We start from the raw sequence: 24,304 nt of genomic DNA, 5'->3' as shown, positions 1-24,304 counted from the left end.
AATTTTAATCTACCAGTGAAAACCTCTTTGGCACACTGAAGGGAAATTCGAGCGGCAAATCGAAATCAGCCTTCGAATAATTTAAGTCGGCCTGGATATTTTTGTCCTTTACTTTAGAGGTAAACGAGATTTGCGAAGGGATAACCCGGTTTGTGGCCTGTATAAAATTGCCATAATTGATTTGTAACGATTGTGTAGCTTCCTGATTATTAAGCGAAGTATTGCTCACTTTTAAATCCGGCCCAACGGTTAACTGGTAGATCAAATCTTCCAGCGCGCCTTTTAATATGATGTTTCCGTTTGATGGCTCCAGCGTGGTATTATCATTCAACGTTTCGGGGATAGCGTTGCCAACCAGTAATGATTCAACCGTTTTATAATTTACCTGCTTGCTGGCATAAGTATAAATATAGCTGAAAGGCTTTTTAATGTACACGCTTTGCAGGCGGTTCATTACCAAAATACTATCAGGCGTAATCATAGCACGGGCAACCTCAATACCTGCAATTGCGGTAATAGAAACCCAAATTTTCTGATCTTTCTGGATGCGGATATTCAGCGTAACATCATTACTGTTACCGTTGATATTGAGCTTGGTTTTTGCCTTGCCAGAGAAGGTATTAAAGTTTACCTGTTTGGCACGTATGGCAGCTATTTTCTTTTTAGCCATGCTGGCCGCATTATCAGTATGTGTAACAGCGGTACTATCGGCGGTACGGGCTACCAGCTTTTTTTTGGTGTGGCAGCTTGCCAGTATTATTAAACTGCTTAACAGCAGTATACTACTCGATATATTTTTTCTCATTTATTTTGCGCTCTAAAACCGAAGATTGCCCTCCGTATGCTTTGGCTTTTTTCCAGTTTTGTACAGCAGCCTCTACATTACCTAAGTAAAACATTATGTCGCCATAATGTTCTATCTGTACTGCATTATGGTCTTTATCATTCACCAAAGCCTTTTCCATCCACACTTTGGCTTCGGCATATTTCTTTTGTTTAAACAAGATCCAGGCGTAAGTATCTTCGAAAGATGCTGTTGCCGGCTGCAGTTCGTTCGAATGTTTCGACATGCGCTCTGCCTTATCCAGCTCCACTCCTCTTACCGAAAGATAGTAAGCATAGTTATTTAACGTATAAGCATTGTCCGGATTGTAGCTTAATGATTTATCATACGACTCATCAGACTGCTTCTCATTCTTCATTTCATGATAGCAATCACCCAATGCCGAAAAACTTTGCGAAAGTAAGTCCTTATCCTGAACTTCTAATGAAGTTGCGTTTTTAATATAGCCTAAAGCCTTGGTATAGTTCTTTTTCTGCATCCACGATACGCCTACCAGATAATTCATCCATGCCTGGTTAGGGAAAAGCGACAAGGCGTTTTCGCCATCTTTAATGGCAGCATCCAAATCGTTATCGCCCAGCTCAATCCGCACCAATTGCTCGTGCACGGCATAAACCTGGTCATTAAGTTGTAACGATTTTTGGTATTGAACCTTGGCCTCTTTATACATTTGGTTTTGCACCAGCATATCGCCATAAAGCGCAAAAGCCTTCGATTCTGTTGGATGCGCTACTGTAACAATTCGGCTTAATTCCAAAGCACTTGCTTTAGCATTAGGATCTGGGAATTTAGGCAGATAACCTAAAATGATCCGCATTTTTTGTTCGGCCCCAAGAGCCGGGATGGCAAATGCCAGTTTCAGTTGGTTAAAACTGGCCTCATAACTTTTTTTAGCACGATAGATATCGGCCAGTTCCAAATGCACATAACCATTTTGCGGGTCTATCTTTTCCGCCTTCTGGAAAATGCTTAAAGCATCGTCGGTTAGGTTGTTAGAATTATATACCTCGCCCAGCATCAAATAATATTTTACCTGGTTGGGGTTGGCGGCAATGGCTTCTTTTAAACTGGCGGTAGCTTTATCAAGCTTGCCCTGCATCAAATAAATTTTCTGGCGTTTGATGAGTAACTCATCTGTAGGCCCGGTTATTTTTTCGAGTTCATCATAGGTTGATAGCGCCTCGTCGTATTTTTTATCAATTGACAGGGCATTGGCCTTATCAATATAATAATCGGGGTTATCGTTATTCAGCCTGATAAGTTGGGTAAACACATTTTCGAGCTTAACAATATTATTGCTCTTCTCGTAGCTTGCGGCCAGGCCTGCCCAATACCATTCGTTATCCGGCTTAAGCATAGTTGCACGCTCCAGAAGCTGCTCGGCGGTGGCGTCGTCTTTATTTAACTTTTTAAGATTGGCCAGCTCGTACATGGCCGCATCATTATTAGGGTCGATCTGTAAAATACGGGTAAACAGATCTGTAGCGAGGGTAAAGTTCTCAATGGTTTTTTCGCGCAGGGCCGTAAAGTACAGCTGCTTCACCATTAAGCTATCGGTTGATGTCATTACCTTGGGCTGCGGCTGTGCCGTAGTTTTCCCTTTATCAGCACCTTGCGCCAGGCATAGCGCCGGCAAAAGGGCAATTCCAATCAACGAAAGCTTTAAATTCATCGCATTAATTTACACCAGTGTGGCCGTATCCTCCGGCACCACGGGTGGTATCATTTAGTATTTCGGCCTCTTCCCAACTCACTTTTTCATGGCGGGCCACAATCATTTGCGCAATGCGGTCGCCGGTATTAATTTCAAATGCTTCTGTAGACAGGTTAACCAATAAAACCTTAATCTCTCCACGGTAATCGGCATCAATAGTACCCGGCGAATTTACAATGCTGATACCATGCTTATAAGCCAAACCACTACGCGGCCTGATCTGCGCCTCATAACTTTCCGGCAACTCAATATACAATCCTGTAGGGATCAGCTTGCGTTCCATCGGCTGCAAAACAACAGGTGCTTCCAGGTCGGCACGCAGGTCCATACCCGCAGAATGAATAGTTTCGTAACCCGGTAATTGATTTTTAGATTTATTGATAACTCTTACGATCATTTTTTTCTAAGTAAAGCTATTAATTCTTTTCTTTCCAAGTATAAAGCTGCGGCACCAAAGCCAATAAACAGCGCATTTCCAATAAATATATTTCGATGGAATACGCTGAATGATATATAAACGAGTATGATGGAAACAACTATATACGATAAATTCTTTTTTAAGTTATATGGTATCGGGTAATACTTCTGCCCCCATACGTACGATAAAATCATCATCACAGCATAAGCGGCAAACGATGTCCACGCAGATGCAATGTAACTATACTTTGGTATAAATGCCACATTTAGTACAATGGTTACGATAGCCCCAATCCCCGAAATATATAACCCGAATTTGGTTTGGTCTGATAGTTTATACCAGATAGAAAGATTCATGTAAATACCCAAACAAACATAACCCAGCACCAGCGGTGGTATAATGGGCAGCCCGGTCCAATACAATGCTGTTTGTGTAGCATCATGGCCTTTAATAAAGTATTTCAGTATTTCGATATTGCCTATCAACGCTACAAATATTACGCAAACGGTAATTACAAAGTAATTCATGATGCGGGCATAGGTATCTGCCGCGTTTTTATTCTTAGCGTAGCTAAAAAAGAATGGCTCGGCCCCCAGCCTGAAGGCATTGATAAAGATGCTGAGGAAAACAGGGATTTTACGGCAGGCGCCATAGATACCCACATCGCGTAAGCTATTTGCCGGTAACAGCTTGCCCAGCAAAAGCGTATCCAGGTTCTCATTAATAAGGTATGATAAATTGGCTATCAGCACAGGCCAGCTGTAGCTGTACATCTGCAACAGCATTTTTTTATCCAGATCGAACCGGATTTTAAACAACTCGGGTAGCAGCAATAGCAGCGTAACAATACTCGATGTTAATTCTGAAACGAACACATATCCCACCCAACCTTTTACATACCATTGGCTGATCCAGGCAGTACCAATAAAATTATGATTAACCCAAAACGGCACTACATATATAAAGGCAAGGTTAAAGCCCACAAATATTAATACGCTGGCCAGTTTAATGGCGCCATAACGGCCGGGCTTGCCATCGGCACGCAGTTTTACAAATGGGATAGCGCACCAGGCATCAACCACCACAGTTGCAAAAAACAGGTAGGTATATTTTACAAAATCAGACTGTGTGGTGCCAATTACAGCTTTATGCCCATGCTTGGCGGCCTGGTCTATATCTATAAAATTGGCAATATTGCCTATAAAAGGGATACTAAACGCCAGGAAAATAAGGGTAACAGCCAGTACCGAAGCAAATGCATTATTGTACACCCGCTGCTTATCATTCTCATACTTATTGAGATACCTGAAAAAGGTAGTCTCCATACCAAAAGTAAGCGCAGCGTTTACCATTGATACATAGCTGTACATGGTGGTAATTACGCCATAAGCAGCCAAAGGGTACGCCCGGGTATAAACCGGCGTCATAAAAAAAGTAAGGATCCTGCTGGCAATTGTACTTAGCCCATAGACAGCAGTTTGGCCGGCAAATTTTTTAGCTGTAGACAATACAAAAAGGTTTAATTGGCAAAATTAAGCAGTTGGCGACTTTTTCACTATTTCAAAATTACGATAGTTTTTCACTTCGCCATCAGTGGTGGTTAAGCCACTTACACGGGCGGCTTCGGGCCCTTTGCCGCACCATTCTAAAAACAGCTCCAAACTCAGGTCGTCAGCTTCGGCAGCAATAAATACGTCACCGTTCTCCTGGTTCATAATATAGCCTTTTACGCCCAGCTGATTAGCAACCGCCTTGGTTGAGTTTCTGTAAAAAACGCCCTGTACTTTGCCCAGTACTGTTATATCTATATGCTTAATCATATCAGTACAAAACTACAGTTATTTAATTAGAATGAAATTTATACAATGCGCTTAACTTTGGTATCGGCCGTAATTTTAAAGTCATCTAAACCGGTAATGAGGTTAAGGCCTGGTGCCTTGCCAACCTCAAGAGTTCCTTTTTCATCGTCAATGCCCAGATATTTGGCGCCATTAATGGTTCCCCATTCCAGTAACCGGTTTAGGGTAAGACTTGGTACCTGGTCTTGCAGTAATTTCATTTCGGCCAGTAAATTCAGGCCGGTATTTGATGCCAGGCTATCGGTACCGAGGGTGATATTAAAGCCTTGCTCCAGGAAAAGTTCTGTCTTCGGCAAATGTCCTTCTATGTACAGGTTAGCACCGGGGCAAAAGCACCAGTTGATAATCCGGTCGAAACGCTTGATAAAGTAAATATCTTTCAAATTAGTGCAGGTATTATGCACCAATAAGATCTTTTGTTTATTACTTAATAAAGGAATAACAGTTTGCAGCGAATTACGCGCTTGTGGCTTAAAATAGCTGATATCGATACCAAAACCTTCGTACAAATCCAGGAACTTTCCGGTTTTGTAGCGGTACAGTTTGTTCTCATCTTCGCACTCCTGGTTATGGATGCTGAGCAGGTTGGTATGGGTATCACTATAATCACGAATCAACCTGAAGAGTTCTTTCGAAACCGAGTAAGGCGCATGCGGCGTAATGGAAACACTTTGTGGCTTAAACTGCCTCAAAAGCTCAAGCCCGTTATCGAAAACCGTTTTTGCGTTTTGTGGCAAAAAACTAAACAGCTCTATAAAAGTATGATAGTAAAGCTTGCTTTTTGATTTTATATCGATGGTAAGGTCGCTGTTTGATATATCGCCTACGGCAACAATACCATTGTCGTACATTTCGGCATCCGCTTTAAGGGCTGCATCTTGGGCCTCGGCCGGATCGATGTTTCGAAATTTTTGGACATTTTTAATAAAATCAACCAGCCCGGTTTGTTTAGGCACCTTGTTTTTAAGATGCGATAATTCGAGGTGGCAATGGGTATTAATGAAGCCGGGGCATAAAATCCCGCTCAGCTGCTCAATGGAGACATCCGGATGTGTGGGTTGGCTACTAACTGCGACTATCTTTCCAGACTCGTCAACAGTTACTATACCATTTTTAATTGGATCGGCATTAATAGAAAAAACGTAATCGGCTCTGTAACTTTTCATTTAAACAATAACTTACTTTATCATCTCATCAACTGAATGCAGCAATCCTAATTAAACAATTACAATTAACCTTTAGTTGTTGTTTTTTAATTTTTACATTTAAAGGAGGAGATTTAAAAATTGATTTTTTAAAATTCTGTACCTTTGTAATGTGAACAGCAATAAAAGTAAAATTGATATCCGAAGCCTTAGCTTAAGTGCTCTGCAAGAACACTTTGTAAACATGGGCGAAAAAAGCTTCAGAGCCAAACAAGTTTATGAGTGGCTTTGGAAAAAATCATGCTTTTCATTCGAGGCGATGAGCAATATTTCAAAAGAACTTCGTCAAAAACTGGATGACAATTTTACAATCAATAACGTAAAAATCAATAACTCACAGTTTAGTGCTGATAAAACTATAAAAAATTCTTTTATTTTACACGATACTCATTTAATTGAGGGTGTATTAATACCTGCTGATGACCGTATGACCGCCTGCGTTTCATCGCAAGTGGGCTGCAGCCTCACCTGTAAATTTTGCGCCACGGGTTACATGGAACGTAAACGTAACCTTAACCCCGACGAAATTTATGACCAGGTTGTACTGATAGACCAGCAGGCAAAAGAAAATTATAACGTACCCCTTACCAACATCGTATACATGGGCATGGGCGAACCCCTGCTTAATTATGCCAATGTACTAAAATCGGTAGAAAGAATTACATCTGAGGACGGGCTGAACATGTCGCCAAAGCGTATTACCGTTTCTACAGCCGGCATTGCCAAGATGATTAAGAAACTGGGCGACGACGGTGTAAAGTTTAACCTGGCCCTGTCACTGCACGCTGCAAACGATGTAAAACGTAATGAAATTATGCCGATTAATGAGCAAAATTCATTAGCAGCCCTGGCTGATGCCTTGAAATATTACTACGCAAAAACCAAAAACGCAGTAACTTACGAATACATTGTTTTTGATAATTTTAATGATACCCTGCAAGATGCTGCCGAATTAGCCAAATTTTGCAAGCACCTGCCGTGTAAGGTTAACATTATTGAGTATAACCCAATCAGCTTTGCCGCGTTCTTAAATGCCGGTGAAGATAAGATTGAAACCTTTGCTGCCTACTTACGTAAACAAGGCATCATAACCAATGTAAGGCGCAGCCGTGGAAAAGATATTGACGCTGCCTGCGGGCAGTTAGCCATAAAGGATAAGGAGAAAGCTGAGGCCGTTTAACCTTTTGTAATATTTTTATTACCATCTATCTATGAAGCTAACCCGCGGTTACCTCGCGGATTTTTTGTCGTTGCTTTTCCCGCAACTATGCGATGCTTGCAACGAGAATTTATCCCGGCAGGAAAAATTAATTTGTACCAACTGCCTGTACAATTTGCCTTACACCAACTTTCACCAGCAAACAGACCATGTTGTAGCCCGCCAGTTTTGGGGTAAAATTAATCTCGAATCTTCGTACGCACTTCTCTACTTTATTAAGGGTAATAAAGTACAGCGTTTAATGCACCATCTGAAGTATAAAAACAAACCTCAGATAGGCAATTTTCTGGGCCAGATAGCCGGCAAGCAGTTAATTACTAACGATAAGTTTAAAACGGTTGATGTAATTATCCCTGTACCCTTACATCATTCACGCATGCGCAAAAGAGGCTATAACCAGAGTGAACGCTTTGCAAATGGTCTCGCCGAAAAACTACCCGCTATTGTTTCTGTTGAAAACCTGGTACGCACAAAGGCGACCGACACGCAAACCCAAAAATCGAGGTTCTCCAGGTTCGAGAATGTGAAATCGGTATTTGCAGTTAATGACCCTGAAGCGCTTAAAGGCAAACATATCCTCCTGGTTGATGATATCATGACCACCGGCTCAACCCTCGAATCGTGTGGGAATATATTGTTAGAGATCGAAGGGGTTAAGTTGAGTATTGCTACGATTGCTTATGCAGAGTAAAAGAAGAGAATCAAGAATCGAGAGCCAGGAATCAAGATAAACTCCACTAATACGACATTACGTCATCCCGAACTTGTTTCGGGATCCCACATGCTAAGTATACGGCGAACAATTCTGCGACCTGTCCTGTGGGGTGCTGAAACAAGTTCAGCATGACGGGTGGGGAGCAAAGCGTACATCTACCAAGAACACACCCCATTATTAATTTAGTGCTTAAACTACTACAGAACAATTCCCGTCTCGAGAGGGGATGCACAGACAGTGCAATTTGTGGTGTCGTAAAAAGGGGTGTGTCATATCGTTGACTACAAAAGCCAACATCACAACACCCTCATTATCAATCGATATAAAAAAATAAAAAAATATTGAAAAATACTGAAACCTTTAGGTATCCATATTACGTATAAATACCCGGAGCGTTTATTAGATAGTTAAAGCAGGGATCATCGAAAGATATCTCTGCTTTTTTTATGTAGTAAGAAATTATTGTTTCTGAAATTTACTCAGCTTATCGAACAGCAGTTTAGGGTCAAACGGCTTTAATACGTAATCATTCATACCCGCTTCCAGTATCTGGCTCATTTGGTTATTAAGCATTGATGCAGTAAGCGCTATAATTGGCAATTGCTGGTAATAGTTATCGGGCATGGCGCGTACAACCTGTGCTGCTTCAAGGCCACCCATTATAGGCATGTGGATGTCCATCAATACCACATCATAATTATGGTTGGCGGCAATCATATCAACTGCCTGCTGCCCGTTTTCGGCAAAATCGGCAGTACCACCCCATTTTTTGAGTACTTTATTAATTAATAAGCGGTTGATTTGGTTATCATCAACTACGAGGGCATGTATATTTAATCCTGATTCCACCTGGCTGTTTTTATTTGTGACACCTACCGCCTTGTTAAAGGTTATTGTAAACCAGAAAGTTGTTCCCTGGCCCGGTACGCTGTCAACGTTTATTCTCGAATCGTGCAGTTCTATTAACCGTTTGGCAATAGGTAAGCCTAAACCTGTGCCACCATATTTGCGGGTGGTATCCAGTTCGGCCTGCTTAAACGATTCAAATATAGTACTTAACTTGTTTTGTGCGATACCAATCCCGGTATCTGTTACAGCAAATCTGATCCGAACGTCTTTTGCCGACTGCTCAATCACCTTTAAATCAACCGTAACACCGCCTGTGTCAGTAAACTTAACAGCATTGCCTACCAAATTTAATAATATCTGTGTAAGCCGGGTTTTATCGCCAACTATACACTCTGGGACGGCTTCGTCAACACTTTCTTTCAGGTAAATGTCTTTACTACCGGTTTTATAATGCATAGACGACATTACGCCGTGCACAATTTCGCGCAGGTTAGTTTCTACCTTTTCCAGTTCAACATTACCGGTTTCTATCTTGGCAAAATCGAGTACATCATTAATCAGCGTCAACAGGTTTTCTGCCGAAAACTTCAGGATATCCAGGTTCTCGATCTGCGACTCCGATGGGTTATCTTCCATCAATAAATGCGAAATACCAATCACTGCGTTTAATGGCGTACGGATTTCGTGGCTCATTACTGATATAAACATATCTTTTGCATTGCTCAATGCAAGAGCCTCTTCTTTAGCCCTTATCAACTCAACCTCTACCTTTTTCTTGGCGGTAATGTCAATAATTACTTCAATGTATTTATCGATATCCCCTTTTTGATCGAGTATAACAGAATTAATAACCGATACCCAAAGCTGCTGCCCATCCTTGCGGTAAACCAACAGATCAACTTCAAAAGATTGCTTATTTTTAGATAACTCGCGCGCCTTCTCAATAATGCTTACATCGGTAAGTTCACCTTTTAATACATCGCCTAAATGATTGCCGCTAACATCGGCAACGGTATAACCTGTAATTTTTGTAAACGCACTATTAACCCACTCTACATGGCCTTCCCGATCGTTAATTACAACACCACTCAGGGTATTACTGGCCACAAGCGATAATAGCTTTACTTCTTCTTCGGCCTTTTTGCGCTCAGTAATATCAAGTGCAACCATAATCTGGCGCTCTACCTCGCCGGCTGCATTAAAATATGGGCTGTTAGAAAGATATACCCAAACCGGTGTGCCATTGCGGTGATACAATTTTACTTCAAGCTCGTAGGGTTTGTGTTCTTCCACTAACTTGGCAGCGGCTTGCAAAGCTTCTAAATCAGTTTCGGGGCCAACCAATTGATGCCCGAACGTTTTACCAATCATTTCCTCCAGCTCATAGCCGGTTATTTTCTCAAAGGCCTCGTTCATCCAAACAATGTTGGTTTCCTTATCCCTGATTAAAACCCCACTTGGCGATTTTTCTGCTGCTGATGACAAGATCTCCAGGTCCTGTTCGGTACGTTTACGGTCGGTTATATCAATAATAACACGAACCTGCTTATCAACCTCGCCCAGCTCATTACGCACAACTGAGTTGATAACCGATACCCAGATCTTCTCGCCATCCTTACGGGTAACCAAAAGATCAATTTCGTACGACTGCCGGTTTCTGATGAGCTCATCTAATTTCCTATAATCAAAATTTTCTGGTAATGTGCCTTTTAAAATATCGCGTAGCTGTTGGCCAAAAACATCGCCTGGTGTGTAACCGGTAATTTGCTCGAAACCCTGATTAGTCCAAACTATTTTATCTTCCGAATTGCTGATCACAATACCATTGATAGCCTTACTGGCCACCAGTGATAACAACTCGAGCTCTTCGGTAATCTTTTTATGCTCAGTAACGTCCCTGCCACTGGTATACCATTTTTCGCCAAAGGCTTTAACGCTCCAGCTAATCCATTTAAAGTCGCCGTTATTGGTAAGTATAGGTGTTTCTATCTCGAACGAAGGATTTTTAACGGCATCATTATGCATGGCCTCTAAAATCTTCTCCCGCTGATCTTCGGGAAAATATTTCCAGATAGGCTGACCAATAGCTTCTTCGGGCTGGTAGCCCAGTATATTAATTACTGCCTGGTTAATGAGCAGGATATTGAGCTCTTTATCTGTAATGATGAGAACCTCCGGCGAACTGTTAAACAGGTTGTAGAACTCTTTATGCCAGAGTAAATTTTCTTCGAGTTCTTTTTTCTGCTTGCGGAGTACAAGATGGGAAATAACCTCGGAAGCTAAAATACGCATCGCATCGCGCTGCTCATCATTTAGCTCCCGGGGCTTGGTATCAAATACACACAGTGTGCCGATTGCGAATCCATCCGGATCAATCAGCGGCGCACTGGCATAGAATCTTATTTTGGGTTCGTTGGTTACAAACGGACTATCTGCAAACAACTTACTTTTTGAAGCGTCTGGTATTTCTACCAGCGTATCGCTCATGATGGTGTGCTGACAAAAACTATCGACCCTGGCAGCAGATTCTATATCTAAACCACGTTTAGATTTTATCCACTGCCTGTCCTCATCAATAAATGAAATATAAGCTACCTCTACTTTACAGATATATGAGGCCAGCCTTACAATAGCATCATATTGCTCTTCGGGCAGGCTGTCCATTATATCATAAGAATGCAGCGCTTCTAATCTCTGTTTTTCATTGGCAGGAAGGGGGTACCGATCAATCGTCATTTCATTTGCTTAAATCCTTAATCTTTATACAATGGAAATTTTTCAGTAAGCAGGTGAACACTTTTACGAACTTTCTTTAAAGAATGTTCATTTTCGCTATTGTTAATTACAGTATCTATTAAAGCGACAATTTCTTCCATTTGTTTTTCTTTAAAACCACGGCTTGTAATTGCAGCAGTACCTACACGGATACCAGAAGTAACAAACGGCGATTTATCGTCATAAGGTACCATGTTTTTATTTACAGTGATATCAGCTTCGCCTAAAGCATGCTCGGCAGCTTTACCTGTAATATTTTTATTACGCAAGTCAATTAATATCAGGTGGTTATCAGTTCCGCCAGATACAATATTGTAGCCAAGCTTGTTCAAAGCATCAGCCATAGCTTCGGCATTCTTTTTAACCTGCAAAATGTATTTCATGTAACCATCGCTCAATGCTTCGCCAAAGGCAACAGCTTTAGCAGCAATAATATGCTCTAAGGGGCCACCTTGCGTACCAGGGAAAACGGCAGAATCCAATAAAGCCGACATCATTCTCACTTCGCCTTTAGGTGTTTTTAAGCCCCATGGGTTTTCAAAGTCTTTACCCAGCATAATCATACCGCCACGTGGGCCGCGTAAAGTTTTGTGGGTGGTAGTAGTAACAATATGGCAATGCGGAAGCGGGTCTGTTAATAAACCACGTGCAATTAAACCTGCAGGGTGTGAAATATCGGCCAGTACCAAAGCGCCAACCTCATCGGCCACCTGGCGGATAAAGGCATAATCCCAGTCGCGTGAGTAGGCTGATGCACCGCAGATGATCATTTTAGGGCGTTGCTCTAAAGCTACTGCTCTTAATTGTTCGTAATCGATGTAACCGGTATCTTGTTTAACACCGTAAAAATGCGGCTCATATAATTTACCAGAAAAGTTAACAGCAGAACCATGGGTTAAGTGGCCGCCATGCGACAGGTCGAACCCTAAAATTTTATCGCCCGGGTTTAAGCAAGCCAGCATTACAGCGGCATTGGCCTGTGCACCAGAATGTGGCTGTACGTTTACCCATGCTGCGTTAAAAAGCTGTTTTGCACGCTCAATAGCAATGGTTTCAATCTCGTCAACAACCTCACAACCGCCATAATAACGTTTGCCCGGTAAGCCTTCGGCATATTTGTTGGTTGCAACAGAGCCTGCGGCTTCCATTACCTGCTTGCTTACAAAGTTTTCTGAAGCAATAAGCTCCAAACCTTTTTCCTGGCGTTCCTGCTCTTCGTCGAGCAGGTTAAAGATTAATTTGTCTCTTTTCATAAAAAATTAAAATAACAGCATTGTATTAGTTGAGCTCAACCTCGTCTGCGGCCGAAACCCAAAAATTGTTATAGCCCGTACCTATCTGTATCTGAACTAATTGCTGTTGCAGCATCTCTAATAAAGCTAAGAAATTATATACAAACTGTACTTTATTTTCTGAGATTTTAGAAATGGTTGCAAATTCCAGCCTTTTGTTAATAGCCAGTAATTCGGACAGGGCTTGTTTTTGTTTCTCTATTGTGTATGGATATTGTACTACGGTATGTTTAACCGGTTCGGTACGGGTAAGGTACCGTTTGCTCATACGCTCATAAACCAGCATTAAGCGGTAGAGCGAAATGGAACTTAATTCTTCGCCCGGTAGTGGCACTTCTTCTACCTGTTGCAAATCGTAGGCTATATTGCCGCGTTTTTCTTGCATCAGGCGCTCTTCTTCCATCGGGCGCATGTCCTCGCAAATCAGTTTAAACTTTTTGTATTCGATCAGTTTTTGGATCAGGTCTTCTTTAGGATCTATCTCGCTGCCGCTTTCGGCATCGTAACGGGGAAGCAGCATTTTGGCCTTAATGCGCATCAGGGTGGCGGCCACAAAAATAAATTCGCTGGCTACCTCCATGTTCAAACTGCTCATTTGCTGCAGATAGGCCAAAAAATCGTCGGTAATGCGGGCAATGGGTATGTCGCGAATTTCCAGTTCATCGCGCTCGATAAAAAAAAGTAACAGGTCGAATGGGCCTTCAAACTGCGGTAATTTTATTTCGAAATGATCTTCGGACATAAAGAGCTCAAAAATAAGCTATTCAGACCTAAAAGGCGAACATAGATTGCATCAAACATTTTTTAACCTGTATTGTCCATTATTTTAGGAAATATTTAGCTTACTTTGTAAGTTACAAAAGCATAAAGGATTTAATGCAAGTACCCGCCGGCGACTTACTACAGAAAATTAACTCACCATCTGATTTAAAGCAATTTAGCGAAGATGAACTTGAGCAGGTGTGCCAGCAGCTGCGTCAATATATTGTTGACGAGGTGTCGGTAAACGGTGGCCACTTTGCCGCCAGTTTAGGGGTGGTAGAACTTACCGTTGCCCTACACTATGTTTTAAACACCCCTTACGACCAGTTGGTATGGGACGTTGGCCACCAGGCTTACGGCCACAAAATACTAACCGGCCGCCGCGATAATTTTCATACCAACCGTATTTACGGCGGCCTCAGCGGTTTCCCCAAACGAAGCGAAAGCGAGTATGATACTTTTGGCGTAGGCCACTCATCAACCTCTATTTCTGCCGCTTTGGGTATGGCTGTGGCTTCACACTATAAAGGTGAGAACGACCGCCAGCACGTTGCCGTTATTGGCGATGGTGCCATGACAGCCGGTATGGCTTTCGAAGCACTGAACCACGCGGGTATAGAAAACACCAACATTTTGGTGATTTTGAACGACAACTGCATGTCGATCGACCCTAACGTTGGTGCGCTGAAAGAATATTTGACAGACATTACCACCTCTAAACCATATAATCGTTTCAGAGATGATATCGCATTTGTACTGGGCAAACTGTCACAAGTTGGCCCCGATGCATTTAAAATTGCCAAGAAATTAGAGAAGAGCATTAAAGGGACTTTGCTTAAACAAAGCAATTTCTTCGAAGCGCTTCAATTCAGATATTTTGGCCCTACCGATGGGCATGATGTAAAACATTTGGTAAAGGTGATTCGCGATTTAACGCAGATCCCTGGCCCTAAAATTTTGCATTGTGTTACCGTTAAAGGTAAAGGCTACGCCCTCGCTGAAAAAGACCAGACCAAGTGGCACGCCCCGGGTTTGTTTGATAAAATTACCGGCGAGATTAAAAAAGCACAGCACGACAAACCACAACCTCCTAAATACCAGGATGTATTTGGCCATACCATTATTGAGCTTGCCGAGCAAAACGACAAGATTATGGGTATAACGCCGGCCATGCCATCGGGCTCGTCATTAAATTTAATGATGAAGGCTATGCCTACCCGTGCATTCGACGTGGGTATTGCCGAGCAACATGCGGTTACATTTAGCGCTGGTTTGGCTACACAAGGGCTTGTACCTTTCTGTAACATCTACTCCAGCTTTGTGCAGCGTGCTTATGATCAGGTGATCCATGATGTGGCTATCCAGAAACTGAACGTAGTTTTCTGTTTAGACCGCGCCGGTTTTGCCGGGGCTGACGGCCCTACACACCATGGTGCTTACGATTTGGCCTTTATGCGCTGCATCCCTAACCTCATTGTATCTGCACCGATGAATGAGGAAGAGTTGCGCAACCTGATGTACACCGCACAGCTGGAAAATAAAGGTCCGTTTGTGATCCGCTACCCACGTGGCAATGGCGTAATGGTGGACTGGAAACGTCCATTTAAAGAAATACCTGTAGGTAAAGGCCGCAAAATTTGCGATGGCGAAGAAATTGCCATCGTAACTATCGGCGCTATTGGTAACGAAGCTACCAAAGCTATCGCTGCCCTTAACTCAGAAAGTATTTACCCTGCTCATTACGATTTGCGCTTTGTTAAACCGCTTGATGAAGCCCTATTGCACGAAGTATTTACCAAATACAGCAAAGTAATTACTGTTGAAGATGGTTGCCTTGAAGGAGGCATGGGAAGCGCCGTATTAGAGTTTATGGCCGATAATAACTATAACTCGCAGGTAGTACGCCTGGGCATCCCAGACAGATACGTAGAGCACGGCGAACAACCCGAGCTTTGGGCTGAGTGCGGTTATGATGCTAAAGCTATTGCACAGAAAGTAAAGGATCTGGGTGCAAGGCAAGTGGCGCATATTATTGCTTCTTAGAAGAGACTCAAGAGTCGGGAATCAGGAATCAAGATTTATAAACACCCATTTGGCTTGGCTAAATGGGTGTTTTTTTTGTCATTCAGAGCGATAGCGAAGAATCTTCTTCGACATAAATGCGAAATATTCTATCGCAGAAGATTCTTCATTACATTCAGAATGACAAACTTTATATTTTAGCGCATCAATAGCCCACTTGTCATTCTGAGCGACAGCGAAGAATCTTCTTCACCATACATGCGAACTATTCTATCGCAGAAGATTCTTCATTACATTCAGAATGACAAATCAAGTTTGTAAATTAGGTTATGCCTAATTACAATTTTTTCACTTACATCCTTACAAGTTACAATAAGAAAGTCTTATATACTGGAGTTACCAATGATCTCGATAGAAGATTATACGAACACTACTTCGGCTTAGATCAATTAAATAGTTTTACCAGTAGATACAAGTGTTATTATTTAGTATGGTTCGAAAGATACCAATACATCGATCATGCAATCGAAAGAGAGAAAGAAATTAAAGGCTGGATTCGAGACAAAAAGAATAAGTTAATTGAGCTTGATAATCCAGATTGGAGGTTCTTAAATAAGGATATAATGGATTGGCCTCCTGCAAAATAACATTTGTCACTCTGAATACAATTAAGAATCTTCTTCACTCTGCAATTCCGACATACAAATCGAAGAAGATTCTTCGCTATCGCCCAGAATGACAAAAAGAAGGCCTATCAAGCTGTCCCCTTCACCACAGTTTGCCCAAACCGCAATGTATTTACATTTAAACCCATGGCTTCGAACCTGTCTTCATCAATATCAATTACCACACCGCGTTCGTTGATGCCTTTACCGCTGAACTCTATTTCGATACCGAGGTTAGAGAAGAGCGTGCGGACTAAATCGCGAAGCGATTCGGGTTCGTCATCATCGTTAACGGATACAATTCTGTCCAGATCTTGCATCACCAGGCAATCGTGCTGGCCTGATGCAATTTGCTGAATGGTTGATATGATCTCGTCGGTTACCATGTTGTTGGGTTTTATAGTGGTGCGTCTGCCATAAAATCTTCCAGTTCGGCATACCATTCTGCGCCGTACTTGCGGATCAGTGGTCCTTTTAAAAACTCGTGTACCTTTACTTTAAGCTCATCGCCGAAAGCACATGCCGGGCTGCAAATATTCCAGCGGTCGTAGTTTAATACATCAAACTCAGGGTATGCCGTAATACGGATGGGATACAGGTGGCAAGAGATGGGTTTCTGCCAACTAATCACACCTTGCTCGTAAGCTTTTTCAATGGCACATTTGGTAATGCCGTTTTCCCAGGTTACGTAAGCGCACTCTTTATTGGTATCCACACAAGGCGTAGTATAATCACCATCGAAATCGGTTACGTGGGTACCCTGCTCTTCTATCGCTTTTATGCCTTTCTCGGTCATAAAAGGTTTTACCTTGGGATATATCTCACTCAGTATGCCTAACTCATCATGGTTAAGCGGAGCGCCCGAATCGCCTTCAATACAGCAGGCGCCCTTGCACTTGTTAAGGTTGCAAACAAAATTCTCTTTTACTACATCTTCGTGTATCAATACACTTCCAACTTCTATCATCTTATTTCGTTACAGCATTTAAAGGAAACTTTAGTCCTTTTGCATCGGTTAATTCCATGGTTACGCTGCCAATTACAACTTCAACATGGGCTTTTACCGGTATGCGGTTATTATCGTCGGTTATCCAAAGGTACAATTTACTATTCTTACGAAAGATATGTCCCGGTATAATGGTGGGGTTAAATTTTAAGCAGTTAAATGTACCCAGTGCACATTTAATTTTTTCGCGGCCTATAAAGGTAATGCTGAGTGTCTGTATGCCGTTATCTAAGAAGTAACGCATGTCAAACGTTTCGCCAATTTTCAGCTTGGATACATCCAGATTACGGGCAAAATAATAAGCCGATGGAAAATCGAACACCTTGCCGCTAAAAGGATAAGTGCCGCTGTTGGCCGTTATCTTATCATCCGCACGGTTAAAAGTAACTTTATCGGTATGGTGCCAGCTGCCTTCGTGCCTGTTCTCGGTATATAAGTAAGGCAACAGGGTAGTTTTATCGATGTAAGACTCGTAGCGATTACGCACCTTGTAAAACACCTCAAAGCTGCCCGCTGTAGCACCATCGGCTATGATATGATAGACAGGCTTACCGTCGAAATTAACTTCGCTGTCTTCTATCTTTAAATGAGCTTCGGCGGCTGTGAATAAACCATACTTTAAACGGTAGTTCAACAATTCACCAGACTTGAAGGCAGTATCTGCAATCCTGTCGGGCATGGTAACCTGCTGTACTTTAAACGCCAACAGCACACAGCCCAACAATATTAAAAATGCATAAAACGCCTTCCTCATCTATTAGCTTTAATCTTTCCTTTTATAAATAGGTACAGTTGAGCATGGTTCGCCAAACATCAGGCTTTTAGCTAATGGGGTTAGTTTAGCTGTTAAAGCTACGTAAGCCGCAGTAGGTACAGGCACATCGCCACAACCTTTTAATACCAAACGCTGATCGCGGTATTGCTCGAAATCCATTTTCTCTATCTGGCGTTCAAACAATTTTGATTCAACGGTATCAGCATCGCCAAAAACTACCTCTTTGGCATAAGGCGCAATACGGTTAGCCAGCAACATAAATGCCCAGGCCGGTACAATGGCATCGGCGCTGCAAGTGATACCTACTATTTTATCCTGGTACTGTGCCCAGTCGTGTCCTTTTACAAACTCCCTGAAATCTTTCTCACGCAATATTAAACCCATGTACAGGTTCTCGGCTATATCATAGATCACACGTTCGCCAGCCGGATAAAAATCGGCGGGATCAAGCGTTACTAATCCGCTTTGGGCAACCTTATTCACAAAATTTTCCTGAATTTCCATAGCTCCTTAAAATAAAAAATCCGGAACAGGTACTATAACGCTGTTCCGGATATAAAATTACGCTTATTTATTCTTATAAGAATTTAGCGCGGTAATCTTTTACATTCGCCTTATCTTTCAGCGCATCGAACACCTGGTTGTCGGCACGTTGCAATAAAGCCTGGTTAATGGTTTGTTTCTCTCTAACCGCGTTGGTTAATGGTGCAGGATTGATAAAGCTATCAACTACATACACATAAACACCGTGATCGCCTTCAATCACTTTGCTTACTTTATTTGGCTGTGAACCGAAGATAGAACCGATCAGTTTATTTTCCTGAGCGATACCTGGCAATACAGGGTTAGCAAACACTATGTTTTGGATAGGCACAACTGTAGTACCTGCTTTTTGAGCAACCTGATCAATTGAAGAAGCGCCATTAGCTGCTGCCTGTAATTTCTCGCTTAATTGTTTTGCTTTTACAATGTTTAATACAGCCGGTGCAATTTGCTTTTTAACAGCCTCTAATGCTAAAGTACCTTCTGGTTTAATTTCGGTTACACGGGGTACAACGTATTGGGTACCTACGGTAAATGCTTTATCAGCAATATCGCCATTCTCTGCTTTAAATGCCCATTTCACAATTTCACGTGCATTATCTAAACCTGGCAGTGCTGATGCTAAACCGTTAACATCGGTAGCAGTTTTTACTTCTAAACCTGCTTTTTTAGCTTCTGCATCAAAGTTACCTGCGTTAGCCTGAGAAAGGAAGCTTTGAGCTTTAGCAAATGCTTCAGATTGTGTTTTGCTGCTGGCCAGTAATGGTCTGTCAACAGTAGCCACTTTAACTACTTTTGATGAACCTTTTTGCTCTTCGATGTTCAGGATGTGAACACCAAACTGGCTTGTAATTACTTTAATTTCGCCCGGTTTGCCTGCAAATGCTGCATCTTCAAACACAGGCACCATAGCACCACGACCGAAAGTACCTAAATCGCCACCTTTTTCGGCAGAGGCTTTATCGATAGAGTACATTTTTGCCAGATCAGCAAATGACTTACCGCCTTCTAATAATTTCTTGATTGAATCTGCTTTTGCAAGTGTTTTAGGTAAACCACCTTCAGTTTGCGGGTTAAGCAAAATGTGACGTGCTTTTACAGAATCCGGGCCAACACGCTCGTCAACCAGTTTCGATACTTTATAGCTTCCGTTAGAAACGTAAGGGCCGTATACAAAACCTTTAGCTGCGCCGAACATTACTGAATCGATTTTCGGATCTAACTGACCTTTGCGCTGGAAAGCTAAAGGAGCTTTGTTAACCGCATCGATAGCGTTGATCTGTACAAATAATGAATCGTTTGTGCTTGCTTTAAAATCAGCAGCCAGTTTATCAGCCTGTACTTTAATAGCAGCAGTATCTTCTTTAGATGGAGCAGCGTTAAATGCTACATATTTAAAGGTTCTTAACTCAGCAGGGTTTTTAAATGATGCTTTGTGTTCATCATAGTAGCTCTGGTAATCGGCATCGGTAACAGTAACCTTACTATCTGGGATTGAAGCGTAGTTAAGGGTTACGTATTTAAAGTTAGCCAGTTTGTTTTTAGCTTCGTAATCGTCTTTTGCCTCAAGCGAGTTTACATATAAACCGTTGTGTATAACTGCCAGGTATTTCTCCATTTTTTTGGCATCGATACGTGAAGCTACAAAATCTGCCCACTGCGCTTTCATCGGGTCTGATGCAGGCGCGTTCTGGATGTTGTTTAAAAACTGGTTCAGCTGTGCGCGGTCTAACTGGCCGGTTTGCTGATTGGTAAAGTTACGTGCAATCTCAGGGTCAGGGTTGGTACCGCTAACCATGCTGCGTGTTTCATCTGTACCTACAACGATGCCAATTTTTTCAACTTCCTTTTTGAAGATGATCTGGCTTAAATATTGGTTCCAGGTGATGTTTTGTACATAACTGGTTAACTGCGGCGTAAGGCTTTGCCCAAACTGCTGCTGATACTGTTTTGTGTTTTGATCTAACCTGGCATTAAATGCCTCATACTTAATTTTTTCACCGCCGATTTCACCAACTGTGGTTTGATCGCCAGAGAAAAAAGATTTGCCATACTGCACAACTTCCCCCGCTATAAACGCAAAAAGTGCTAAACCGATAATAATGACTACAATAGTCCCCATACGGTTGCGCAAAAAACTCATTAAACCCATATACCTATTTTACTTTTTTATAATAATTTCTACTTCCTAAAGTTAAAAGAGCGCGCAAGATACAATTTTTACCAAAATATTACATCACAAAATTTAATCGCTGCAAAACAATGTTTTACTGCGAAATGTTTTGCTTCACATTAAATTTTCCGTTGGTGTTTGGGATTTCCCAGGGATCGAATTTTTCATTCGTAACCAGGGATGATCCGTTGATTATACTACCGTCTGTAGTGATAATTGTTACCGGCTTTTGCGAGGTAACCTTGCGGGTAGTTTGGTCCCAGATTAATTGCTCCGACTTAAATGTATCGCCTTTAACATTTTTAGCCACCACGTTTTTATCCAGCTCTATCAGTTTCTTGCCTTCCTGATAGGTAGCATATTCTGATGTAATTACGCTTGAAATAGTGCCCGCGCTATCCAAAAAAGTAACCTTAACACCCTTGGTCATCTCGTAATAAGGGCTTTGGGTTTTGTAATGGATAAGCAAAGGTGTTTCCATGATAGCTTTTACGTGGGCCGAATCGCTATAGGTTACCTTTACACCGGTTGTACGTTCAATGGGCTTATCGGTCTCTTTGGCCGAGATCTCATGAATTTTCTTCAGATCGTTTTCACAGGCACATAATAAGCTTGTGGCAAGCATAAGCGGCCAAATAAAAAGCTTAACCGTGTACTTAAACCTGTAAAGCATTTAAAGCGCTATGATTAATCGAACTTGTACTTACGGAACCACTTATCATTAAGCGTAAAACCTAAGTGAAAGTTGTAATAGTTCTCTTTGATAAGGCCGTTTGCCAAAGTACCGCGCTGGCCAATTTCGGCAGCAAAGTTGATTTTGTAGAAACTAAGGCCCTGGTTATTTGGCGCCAGCGGGAAACCAAAACCAAAGGTTATTGCCTTTTGGTTAATGCTGGTACCATCAACATTAACATAAGTTTTTTGGTAGTTGAAACCTAAACGGTAATCAACAGCCGCAAAATAATTGTGCAGCTGGTTGGCGTTTGGTGTAAACTGACCACCTACATTTATAGCTTGTGTGTTTTGTAAATCCTGGTTTACACCTGCAATGGTTAGAGATGACCATTTACCGGTGCTATAATCGGCCCCCACTAAAAATTTACCATCTTTTTGGAAGGTAATACCGAAGTGGTTAATTAAAGGTAATTTAATTTTAGCGCCGCTTTGTGTTTGGTTAACAATAGTATCGGCAGCTACGCTTTCGTCGCCGGTGGTAAAATCTTTCTGATACAAACTGGCTACATACCTGTAAGTAGAATGAAGATTGGTTGATGCCGAACCCGAATAACCGAAGGTTAAATGCGTACCCTCTTTAATATCGATAGAATATTGCGCACCGAAATCGTAGTTAAGGCCGCCAACCTGGTTGCTTTCTTCAATACGCGAATTTAAGTTACCCGGCAGGTTAGGTATTTCTACCGAACGATACTGCTGCAGGTTACCAAATATATACGATACGTTACCACCCAAATAAAGGCCTTTGAATAAATTAAACCCGTAACCCAGGTAAGCTTTTGATAAGCCGCCATCGCCGCTATAAATATTATTTACGGCATTGGTATCAGTTGGCGAAGTAGTACCCAGGTTTGATTTGGATTGTACATAATTATAACCCAGCTCTGAATATGGTTGCAAACCAAAGCTTAATGCCGATTTTTTACTAACAGGGATAGCGAAAGCAACGTGGCTTAACCTGAAATTGGCATTACTTTGCGAGCCACTGCCATCTTGCTTTAAGGTGGTAAACGTGCTGTAAACACCAACATCAATAGTAGTAAAGTTGATAAAACCATACGATGCCGGGTTTTGTGAGTTGATGTTGTTGTAACCGTTTATGCGGTTAACACCTGTTGCGATACCACCCATTGCTGTAGTTTGCGGCAATGTAGGATCACTTAATAAACCTAAACCATATTTTGAATAAGGGGAACTTGTAGTAGCAGTTGATTGGGCCATAACCACTGCAGAAGCAGACACAGCCAACAGAAATAGTACTATAAAACGGATATTTTTAATCATTATGCTCTTTAATAACTGCGTTTAAACCCCGTAAAACAAGGTAAGGTTCAATTTTAATATAGGGGGCAAAGATGCTATTTTTCAACAGAGTATCCAAAAAAACACCGTCGCCTCCGGTTAATATAATATTAAGGTTGGGCTGCTGTTTTTGATAGCTGTCTATAAACCCTTCCACTTCGTATTTTATGCCATTTTGTGTCCCCGATACCATGGCCGATGTGGTGTCATCTCCAAAGTTGCGGTTAAACGTTTCGTCTTTGCTTACCAACGGCAAACCGTCGGTATAATTGTGCATGGCTTCGTAGCGCATGTTTAACCCCGGTGATATACTGCCGCCCGCGTAATTTTTACCGGCATCTATGTAATCATAAGTAATGCAGGTGCCCGCATCTATTACCAAACTTGCAGTACCGGGATACATATCAGCCGCACCTGCTACTGCGGCAAGCCTGTCTAAACCCAATGTTTGCGGTGTACGGTAATGGTTGTGCACCGATTTGGCCATCTGGTAATTAAACAGATATAATTTACTTTGCTTGCTGAGCTGTTGCTGCCAGTCCTGGTCTTTTTTTACTGATGATGCAATCACCTTTTCGATCCCGTGCTTTGCTATAATGTTGTTGATAGCTTCAGCATCTGTAATCTCCTGGTGGCCAAACCAAACCATTTCCTGATCATTAAAAACGGCCAGCTTGGTTTGCGTATTACCGATATCAATAACCAGGTTGGGCATTACGCTTTAACCAGCGATAATATAGATTCAAAAATTACCAAACCATCCTGGTTACCTACCAGCGTTTCTGCAGCACGCTCGGGGTGTGGCATTAAGCCAAACACGTTACGGGCAGTATTACAAACACCGGCAATATTTTGGATAGATCCGTTAAAGTTAGCGGCATCCGTTACGTTAGCATTTTCGTCGCAGTATCTAAACAATACCTGGTCATTATCATTAAGGGCTTTCAGCGTATCAGCATCAGCAAAATAATTGCCTTCGCCATGCGCAACCGGGATTTTTAATGCCTGGTTTAAATCGGCCTGTGCGGTAAGCATTGAGTTTGTAGTCTCTGGCTTTAAGTAAATGTTGTTGCAAACAAACTTGCGGTTGTTATTATGCAGCAACACACCCGGTAATAAATGGGCTTCAACCAAAATCTGGAAACCATTGCAGATACCCATTACATAGCCGCCATTAGCAGCAAACTTTACCACCTCCTGCATAATTGGCGAAAAACGCGCAATTGCACCAGAGCGCAGATAATCTCCAAAAGAGAAACCGCCTGGTAAAACAATAAATTCGGCCCCTTGCAAATCATGGTCTTTATGCCATAACCTTACAACTTGCTGACCTAATACATGCTCTAATACGTAAATGATATCCTCATCGCAGTTAGAACCCGGGAAAATGACTACACCAAACTTCATGATACAAAACTAATACAACACCTT

General features: G+C 41.9%; 22 protein-coding genes. 4 read left to right on the top strand and 18 right to left on the bottom strand.

Annotated elements, in window-relative coordinates:
• Window positions 1-4: 4 nt before the first annotated feature.
• From lolB1 to PQO05_RS02650, 6 genes are read right to left on the bottom strand one after another with little or no spacing between them, the layout of a single operon-like run.
• A complete protein-coding gene (gene lolB1 / locus PQO05_RS02675) occupies window positions 5-805 on the bottom strand; it encodes a lipoprotein insertase outer membrane protein LolB1 (protein WP_273631109.1) in 801 nt (266 codons plus the stop codon).
• Window positions 783-2,516, bottom strand: a complete 1,734-nt coding sequence (locus tag PQO05_RS02670) for a tetratricopeptide repeat protein (protein ID WP_273631108.1) — start codon at window positions 2,514-2,516, stop codon at window positions 783-785. Before PQO05_RS02670 ends, lolB1 begins: the two co-directional genes overlap by 23 nt.
• 4 nt (window positions 2,517-2,520) lie before the next feature.
• The gene (dut, locus tag PQO05_RS02665) at window positions 2,521-2,955 is read right to left on the bottom strand and encodes a dUTP diphosphatase (RefSeq protein WP_273631107.1); all 435 of its coding nucleotides are present in this window, start codon (window positions 2,953-2,955) and stop codon (window positions 2,521-2,523) included.
• Window positions 2,952-4,484, bottom strand: a complete 1,533-nt coding sequence (locus tag PQO05_RS02660; protein WP_273631106.1) for an oligosaccharide flippase family protein — start codon at window positions 4,482-4,484, stop codon at window positions 2,952-2,954. Before PQO05_RS02660 ends, dut begins: the two co-directional genes overlap by 4 nt.
• Window positions 4,485-4,508: 24 nt before the next feature.
• On the bottom strand, window positions 4,509-4,796 hold the full coding sequence (locus PQO05_RS02655) for an acylphosphatase (protein WP_337942414.1): 288 nt from the start codon (window positions 4,794-4,796) through the stop codon (window positions 4,509-4,511).
• A 38-nt stretch (window positions 4,797-4,834) separates the two neighbouring features.
• Complete coding sequence (locus PQO05_RS02650) at window positions 4,835-6,001, bottom strand: amidohydrolase family protein (protein WP_273631105.1); 1,167 nt, start codon at window positions 5,999-6,001, stop codon at window positions 4,835-4,837.
• Window positions 6,002-6,224: 223 nt separating this feature from the next.
• Here PQO05_RS02650 and rlmN point away from each other — a divergent pair, with 223 nt between their 5' ends.
• Window positions 6,225-7,220: a dual-specificity RNA methyltransferase RlmN gene (rlmN, locus tag PQO05_RS02645; RefSeq protein ID WP_273631104.1), complete on the top strand. Its 996-nt coding sequence runs from the start codon at window positions 6,225-6,227 to the stop codon at window positions 7,218-7,220.
• Window positions 7,221-7,251: 31 nt separating this feature from the next.
• Window positions 7,252-7,950: a ComF family protein gene (locus PQO05_RS02640; protein WP_273631103.1), complete on the top strand. Its 699-nt coding sequence runs from the start codon at window positions 7,252-7,254 to the stop codon at window positions 7,948-7,950.
• A gap of 483 nt (window positions 7,951-8,433) precedes the next feature.
• Here PQO05_RS02640 and PQO05_RS02635 read toward each other — a convergent pair whose 3' ends face one another.
• The 3 genes from PQO05_RS02635 to PQO05_RS02625 are packed head-to-tail and all read right to left on the bottom strand — an operon-like array spanning window position 8,434 to window position 13,632.
• The gene (locus tag PQO05_RS02635) at window positions 8,434-11,559 is read right to left on the bottom strand and encodes a PAS domain S-box protein (protein WP_273631102.1); all 3,126 of its coding nucleotides are present in this window, start codon (window positions 11,557-11,559) and stop codon (window positions 8,434-8,436) included.
• A gap of 17 nt (window positions 11,560-11,576) precedes the next feature.
• Window positions 11,577-12,851: a serine hydroxymethyltransferase gene (locus tag PQO05_RS02630; RefSeq protein ID WP_273631101.1), complete on the bottom strand. Its 1,275-nt coding sequence runs from the start codon at window positions 12,849-12,851 to the stop codon at window positions 11,577-11,579.
• A gap of 25 nt (window positions 12,852-12,876) precedes the next feature.
• Window positions 12,877-13,632 (bottom strand): segregation and condensation protein A, encoded by a 756-nt coding sequence (locus tag PQO05_RS02625; RefSeq protein WP_273631100.1) that lies wholly within the window; start codon window positions 13,630-13,632, stop codon window positions 12,877-12,879.
• A gap of 134 nt (window positions 13,633-13,766) precedes the next feature.
• On the opposite strand from PQO05_RS02625, the gene dxs reads away from it, so the two are divergent.
• Both dxs and PQO05_RS02615 read left to right on the top strand, forming a co-directional pair.
• Window positions 13,767-15,695, top strand: a complete 1,929-nt coding sequence (dxs, locus tag PQO05_RS02620; RefSeq protein WP_273631099.1) for a 1-deoxy-D-xylulose-5-phosphate synthase — start codon at window positions 13,767-13,769, stop codon at window positions 15,693-15,695.
• A gap of 308 nt (window positions 15,696-16,003) precedes the next feature.
• The gene (locus tag PQO05_RS02615) at window positions 16,004-16,321 is read left to right on the top strand and encodes a GIY-YIG nuclease family protein (RefSeq protein WP_273631098.1); all 318 of its coding nucleotides are present in this window, start codon (window positions 16,004-16,006) and stop codon (window positions 16,319-16,321) included.
• Between the two features lie 107 nt (window positions 16,322-16,428).
• On the opposite strand, the gene PQO05_RS02610 is transcribed toward PQO05_RS02615, so the two are convergent.
• The 9 genes from PQO05_RS02610 to purQ form a co-directional block, all read right to left on the bottom strand.
• Window positions 16,429-16,725, bottom strand: a complete 297-nt coding sequence (locus tag PQO05_RS02610; protein ID WP_273631097.1) for a hypothetical protein — start codon at window positions 16,723-16,725, stop codon at window positions 16,429-16,431.
• Between the two features lie 11 nt (window positions 16,726-16,736).
• Window positions 16,737-17,306 (bottom strand): DUF3109 family protein, encoded by a 570-nt coding sequence (locus tag PQO05_RS02605; protein WP_273631096.1) that lies wholly within the window; start codon window positions 17,304-17,306, stop codon window positions 16,737-16,739.
• A 1-nt stretch (window position 17,307) separates the two neighbouring features.
• Window positions 17,308-18,099: a DUF3108 domain-containing protein gene (locus PQO05_RS02600; protein ID WP_273631095.1), complete on the bottom strand. Its 792-nt coding sequence runs from the start codon at window positions 18,097-18,099 to the stop codon at window positions 17,308-17,310.
• Between the two features lie 9 nt (window positions 18,100-18,108).
• Entirely contained in the window at window positions 18,109-18,624 is a 516-nt protein-coding gene (locus tag PQO05_RS02595; RefSeq protein ID WP_273631094.1) for a DUF2480 family protein, read from the bottom strand.
• 73 nt (window positions 18,625-18,697) lie between these two features.
• Window positions 18,698-20,806, bottom strand: coding sequence for a peptidylprolyl isomerase (locus PQO05_RS02590; RefSeq protein ID WP_273631093.1), 2,109 nt, complete (start codon window positions 20,804-20,806; stop codon window positions 18,698-18,700).
• Between the two features lie 124 nt (window positions 20,807-20,930).
• Entirely contained in the window at window positions 20,931-21,461 is a 531-nt protein-coding gene (gene lptC, locus PQO05_RS02585) for an LPS export ABC transporter periplasmic protein LptC (protein ID WP_273631092.1), read from the bottom strand.
• Window positions 21,462-21,523: 62 nt separating this feature from the next.
• The gene (gene bamG / locus PQO05_RS02580; protein WP_273631091.1) at window positions 21,524-22,855 is read right to left on the bottom strand and encodes a BamG family beta-barrel-assembly machinery protein; all 1,332 of its coding nucleotides are present in this window, start codon (window positions 22,853-22,855) and stop codon (window positions 21,524-21,526) included.
• Window positions 22,848-23,588, bottom strand: coding sequence for a type III pantothenate kinase (locus PQO05_RS02575; protein WP_273631090.1), 741 nt, complete (start codon window positions 23,586-23,588; stop codon window positions 22,848-22,850). The genes bamG and PQO05_RS02575 overlap by 8 nt, the downstream gene beginning before the upstream one ends.
• Complete coding sequence (gene purQ, locus PQO05_RS02570) at window positions 23,588-24,280, bottom strand: phosphoribosylformylglycinamidine synthase subunit PurQ (protein WP_273631089.1); 693 nt, start codon at window positions 24,278-24,280, stop codon at window positions 23,588-23,590. The genes PQO05_RS02575 and purQ overlap by 1 nt, the downstream gene beginning before the upstream one ends.
• Between the last annotated feature and the right edge of the window lie 24 nt (window positions 24,281-24,304).

It is taken from the genome of Mucilaginibacter jinjuensis, from assembly GCF_028596025.1.
Lineage (GTDB): Bacteria > Bacteroidota > Bacteroidia > Sphingobacteriales > Sphingobacteriaceae > Mucilaginibacter > Mucilaginibacter jinjuensis.
Note: the sequence above shows the minus strand (reverse complement) of the source record. Positions and strands in the feature narration are given on the sequence as shown.

What these genes read in the sequence shown, in the direction of transcription:
- PQO05_RS02670 (WP_273631108.1), bottom strand. Translation starts at nt 2,516, where the DNA reads ATGAATTTAAAGCTTTCGTTGATTGGAATTGCCCTTTTGCCGGCGCTA.
- PQO05_RS02605 (WP_273631096.1), bottom strand. Translation starts at nt 17,306, where the DNA reads ATGATAGAAGTTGGAAGTGTATTGATACACGAAGATGTAGTAAAAGAG.
- dut (WP_273631107.1), bottom strand. Translation starts at nt 2,955, where the DNA reads ATGATCGTAAGAGTTATCAATAAATCTAAAAATCAATTACCGGGTTAC.
- PQO05_RS02615 (WP_273631098.1), top strand. Translation starts at nt 16,004, where the DNA reads ATGCCTAATTACAATTTTTTCACTTACATCCTTACAAGTTACAATAAG.
- PQO05_RS02575 (WP_273631090.1), bottom strand. Translation starts at nt 23,588, where the DNA reads ATGCCCAACCTGGTTATTGATATCGGTAATACGCAAACCAAGCTGGCC.
- PQO05_RS02650 (WP_273631105.1), bottom strand. Translation starts at nt 6,001, where the DNA reads ATGAAAAGTTACAGAGCCGATTACGTTTTTTCTATTAATGCCGATCCA.
- PQO05_RS02600 (WP_273631095.1), bottom strand. Translation starts at nt 18,099, where the DNA reads ATGAGGAAGGCGTTTTATGCATTTTTAATATTGTTGGGCTGTGTGCTG.
- rlmN (WP_273631104.1), top strand. Translation starts at nt 6,225, where the DNA reads ATGGGCGAAAAAAGCTTCAGAGCCAAACAAGTTTATGAGTGGCTTTGG.
- PQO05_RS02625 (WP_273631100.1), bottom strand. Translation starts at nt 13,632, where the DNA reads ATGTCCGAAGATCATTTCGAAATAAAATTACCGCAGTTTGAAGGCCCA.
- PQO05_RS02595 (WP_273631094.1), bottom strand. Translation starts at nt 18,624, where the DNA reads ATGGAAATTCAGGAAAATTTTGTGAATAAGGTTGCCCAAAGCGGATTA.
- PQO05_RS02590 (WP_273631093.1), bottom strand. Translation starts at nt 20,806, where the DNA reads ATGAGTTTTTTGCGCAACCGTATGGGGACTATTGTAGTCATTATTATC.
- dxs (WP_273631099.1), top strand. Translation starts at nt 13,767, where the DNA reads ATGCAAGTACCCGCCGGCGACTTACTACAGAAAATTAACTCACCATCT.
- lptC (WP_273631092.1), bottom strand. Translation starts at nt 21,461, where the DNA reads ATGCTTGCCACAAGCTTATTATGTGCCTGTGAAAACGATCTGAAGAAA.
- PQO05_RS02610 (WP_273631097.1), bottom strand. Translation starts at nt 16,725, where the DNA reads ATGGTAACCGACGAGATCATATCAACCATTCAGCAAATTGCATCAGGC.
- PQO05_RS02635 (WP_273631102.1), bottom strand. Translation starts at nt 11,559, where the DNA reads ATGACGATTGATCGGTACCCCCTTCCTGCCAATGAAAAACAGAGATTA.
- PQO05_RS02630 (WP_273631101.1), bottom strand. Translation starts at nt 12,851, where the DNA reads ATGAAAAGAGACAAATTAATCTTTAACCTGCTCGACGAAGAGCAGGAA.
- lolB1 (WP_273631109.1), bottom strand. Translation starts at nt 805, where the DNA reads ATGAGAAAAAATATATCGAGTAGTATACTGCTGTTAAGCAGTTTAATA.
- PQO05_RS02655 (WP_337942414.1), bottom strand. Translation starts at nt 4,796, where the DNA reads ATGATTAAGCATATAGATATAACAGTACTGGGCAAAGTACAGGGCGTT.
- purQ (WP_273631089.1), bottom strand. Translation starts at nt 24,280, where the DNA reads ATGAAGTTTGGTGTAGTCATTTTCCCGGGTTCTAACTGCGATGAGGAT.
- bamG (WP_273631091.1), bottom strand. Translation starts at nt 22,855, where the DNA reads ATGATTAAAAATATCCGTTTTATAGTACTATTTCTGTTGGCTGTGTCT.
- PQO05_RS02640 (WP_273631103.1), top strand. Translation starts at nt 7,252, where the DNA reads ATGAAGCTAACCCGCGGTTACCTCGCGGATTTTTTGTCGTTGCTTTTC.